Here is a 2928-nt window from a genome sequence, read left to right as displayed (position 1 = left end):
TGTGGAATGGCCCCGGGTTGTGTGCGTCAAGCCGCATGACCAGCACTCATGACCGCCCAATTTTGCAGAACTCGACGCACACAACCCGCAGGTCCCTCGCAAAAGGCTTTTCAGACCTGGACTGAGGTGAGCGGCGCCTGCTGGTTTCTGATCTAACGGTCACAACAACCCGGCCTACCTATTTCGTCAAGTTGACGATGCCGGTTGACGATGCCGTCCGAACCATATGATTTCCTGGTTCTATGCATCTGCCGCGTTCGCGATCCGCTCGATTTTGTTCTCGACTCAATTTCGTTATCGACGTGGTACCGAGAACATTGAGCGAAGCAGAAGGTGAGGCGTTGACGACAATTGCTGAAGGGACATCGAGCCTGATCCCTGTTAAGGTGCTCGAACACGGACTGCACAATCTGCGCGGAAGCGGACAAAGATGCTGGACCCACGGATAGCTGCTGACGACGCTAGAAGGGCAACCTCGCGTTCTCCTTGACCTCCTTCATCACGAAGAAGGTGCGCGTCTGGTGAACGCCTGGCAGGGCGATCAGCTTCTGGCCGTGCAGCTTGTTGAAATCAGCCATGTCGCGGACGCGGATTTTCAGGAGATAGTCGAAGTCTCCAGCGACCAGATTGCAGTCCAGGACTTCCTTCAGCTCCATGACCGCACCCTCGAAGGCGCCAAAGCTCTCAGGAGTGGAGCGATCTAGTACCACGCCAACCATCACCATCGCGCCGAGGCCTACGGGGCCCGGCGCGACCTCAGCCCGCACGCCGGTGATGTAGCCCTCCTTGAAGAGGCGCTGAGTTCGCCTGTGGCAAGTTGCAGCGCTGACATTCACGCGCTCGGCAAGATCGGCATTGCTGAGCCGGCCCTCCGATTGCAGGGCGCGCAAAATCTTGAGGTCTACCCTGTCGAAATCCTCTGTGGAAGAAACGTTCATTTGGATCTCATAATTGAAGAATCGAATCCGAATATCGAAAAATTATCTCGACGACGAAAGCTTTTACAGCAAAATGAGAGAGCACCTTTCAAGAGATATCTACTAGCCTTCGACCACAAATCGGCACGGAGGCCCTGATCGATGTCACTATTGGAAAAGTTCGAACGCTACCCACTCACTTTCGGCCCGACTCCGATCGAGCACCTGCCACGGCTGACTGCGGCGCTGGGCGGCAAGGTCGAGATCTATGCCAAGCGCGACGACTGCAATTCGGGCCTCGCCATGGGCGGCAATAAGCTCAGGAAGCTCGAATATATCGTGCCCGACGCGATCGCCTCCGGCGCGGATACGCTGGTGTCGATCGGGGGGGTCCAGTCGAACCATACGCGCATGGTGGCTGCGACTGCGGCGAAGATCGGCATGAAATGTGTCGTCATCCAGGAGAAATGGGTACCGCACTATGATGCAGTCTATGACCGTGTCGGCAATATCCTGATGACGAGACTGATGGGCGCCGACAGCCGGCTGGTCGACGCTGGGTTCGACATCGGTATCCGCAAGAGCTGGGAGGATGCGATTCAGTCGGTAGAGAATGCCGGCGGCAAGCCCTATGCGATCCCGGCTGGCGCTTCGGTGCATAAGTTTGGAGCCCTCGGCTATGTCGGCTTCGCCGAGGAAGTCGCGGCACAGGAGAAGGACCTAGGCTTCACCTTCGACTATATCATCGTCTGCGTGGTCACCGGCTCGACCCAGGGCGGTATGATCGTCGGCTTTGCCGCAATGGATAGGGCTGACAGGGTCATTGGCATCGATGCCTCGGGCACCCTCCAGCAGACGCGGGATCAGGTTCGGAAGATCGTCGATGCGACCTCGGAACTCGTGAACCTTGGCCGGTCCGTGCGTGAAGACGAGATCGTCATCAACCCTGACTATGCCCGTCCCGCCTATGGAGTGCCCTCGGAGGAGACCAACGAGGCGATCCGGCTCGCGGCGCGGACCGAGGCGATGATCACCGACCCTGTCTATGAGGGAAAGTCGATGCAGGGGATGATCGATCTCGCGCGAAGGGGCTTCTTCCCCGAGGGCTCGAAGGTGCTCTACGCCCATCTCGGCGGCGCCCCGGCGCTCAACGGCTACAGCTATTACTACAAGGACGGCTGATCGGCGCTGTCAGGTTAACCGGTCAGTGCGAACAGGTGGATATTTGCAGTCGATATTTTGCAAATCTGCACTTCTTGAACGCAATTTCGGGTCAATGGTGAAAGATCCGCGCGGATGCTCGCCTTGTTCGGATCTCTCGGTCAGGCAGACGATCGTCGACCACTTGCTTCCATCTTGGATGAGGAATTTCTACGTCTTTGGCAACTCTCTGCTCAAGCGATTTCATCAGGTTTGTGCGCACCTGCCCAACAGTCGTAGGGAACTCTGATGTCGGCAAGCACGAAAAATTTGCGACGTGAGTGCGCCCAGCAGAGCATCAGCGGACCTGCCTGACTAAACATTGGATTAAAGCCACCATAGGCGTCGGCTGCAGAATGCCAGTAAAGTCTTCAGATGGCACTCGGAGCGCTTCTGAGATCGCGCGAGGCAAAGCAGAGGCGGCGGGCGAGGGGACGTGCCGCCGAACGGGCGATCATCCCGACACAGGTCCAAATCCGGCCGCTATCGGTTTTTTTGATGCGGCGCGGGCATCTCAATCTGTCATTAGTCGGCCCTGAACAAAGGCTAAATCATTGATCTTCTGGCGGTTGGAAGATCTGGAGAAGTATCCGATTTCGCCATGAGAACGGTAAGCGCGGCTCTGATGAAGGCACGCCAAAGGGCCAGTTTGGCCAGGATGAGGCGCAGATTGTGACCTGCGGCCACGAGCAGCGCATTAATGGTGTCGCCAGCGTGCCCGAGAAGGAAGTTCCGGTCCAGCCTGCCATCGGTCCATTGGTCTGCGCGAGTGGGCGCATCGGTTTTGATCAATGCACGTTGGTATTAGATC

The 2928-nt window shown here is 57.4% G+C and carries 2 protein-coding genes and 2 pseudogenes; 1 reads left to right on the top strand and 3 read right to left on the bottom strand.

From position 1 onward, the window contains the following. Positions 1–461 precede the first annotated feature (461 nt). Positions 462–938 carry an Lrp/AsnC family transcriptional regulator gene (locus LPU83_RS37455; RefSeq protein WP_024319230.1) on the bottom strand — a complete coding sequence of 159 codons (477 nt, stop codon included), beginning with the start codon at positions 936–938 and terminating at the stop codon, positions 462–464. Between the two features lie 141 nt (positions 939–1079). Here LPU83_RS37455 and LPU83_RS37450 point away from each other — a divergent pair, with 141 nt between their 5' ends. Beyond that, complete coding sequence (locus LPU83_RS37450) at positions 1080–2099, top strand: 1-aminocyclopropane-1-carboxylate deaminase (protein ID WP_024319229.1); 1020 nt, start codon at positions 1080–1082, stop codon at positions 2097–2099. A gap of 266 nt (positions 2100–2365) precedes the next feature. Here the strand turns inward: LPU83_RS37450 and LPU83_RS75680 are convergent. Further along, a pseudogene (locus tag LPU83_RS75680) lies at positions 2366–2611 on the bottom strand (IS66 family transposase); the annotation flags it as partial. A 52-nt stretch (positions 2612–2663) separates the two neighbouring features. Next, positions 2664–2873 (bottom strand): annotated as a pseudogene (locus LPU83_RS37440) (IS5/IS1182 family transposase); the annotation flags it as partial. Positions 2874–2928 lie beyond the last annotated feature (55 nt).

Origin of the sequence: Rhizobium favelukesii (assembly GCF_000577275.2) — a bacterium.
GTDB classification, from domain to species: Bacteria; Pseudomonadota; Alphaproteobacteria; order Rhizobiales; family Rhizobiaceae; genus Rhizobium; species Rhizobium favelukesii.
This window is presented reverse-complemented; position numbering and strand designations above follow the sequence as displayed.

Coding starts and splice junctions, on each gene's coding strand:
- LPU83_RS37455 (WP_024319230.1), bottom strand. CDS start 938: ATGAACGTTTCTTCCACAGAGGATTTCGACAGGGTAGACCTCAAGATT.
- LPU83_RS37450 (WP_024319229.1), top strand. CDS start 1,080: ATGTCACTATTGGAAAAGTTCGAACGCTACCCACTCACTTTCGGCCCG.